Source organism: Vibrio sp. 1288 (assembly GCF_033344475.1).
Genome location: NZ_JAWPOX010000828.1, coordinates 1 through 589, shown reverse-complemented (window position 1 = coordinate 589; position 589 = coordinate 1). Strand labels below are relative to the sequence as shown.

1 protein-coding gene is annotated in these 589 nt (G+C 49.6%); it reads right to left on the bottom strand.

Annotated features, from left to right (window positions below; genetic code table 11):
• On the bottom strand, positions 1-589 hold a 589-nt coding region (locus tag R8O11_RS29600), incomplete at both ends, for a DNA translocase FtsK (RefSeq protein WP_318195176.1).

The following is a 589-nucleotide window of genomic DNA, read 5'->3' as shown; positions in this document are numbered from 1 at the left end:
GCGATATCTTGACCAAGTACCACCGTCGTTGGCGATTTAGCTTGCTCAAATTGAGGGCTGCTGATGACGTCTGACAGATAAACCGTCTGACGACTCATGTTTGGCAACTCAAGACCGACATAAGGTTTGCCTGGAATCACCTCTACAACACGTACCGCCATCGCAGATAGAGCACGCGCCAAGTCCATAGACAGACCAGAAATTCGACTTACTTTCACACCTGGCGCCAAATCGAGCTCGAATCGAGTGATGACTGGGCCTGGGTAAATGCCGACCACGTCAGCTTTAATTTTGTAGTCTGCAAGCTTGCTTTCGACTAAACGCGCGACTTGCTCAAGCGCTTCACGATCGATGAAGTTTTCACGTTTTTCCGGATGGTAAAGCAATTCAAGTGTTGGCAGCGGCTCTTCTGGCACTGGTAAATTCTGTTCTTGCTTCATCAAGAATGGGTTTTGCGTCGCGGCAACTTTTGCTTGCGCACTGGATACCATGCTTTGGAATGCGGCAACATCTTGATCGCCATCTTGCACTTCCTCAACCTCAACTTCTTGTGGCGCTGGTTCAAACGCTACACTCGGCTCAGGTGTCT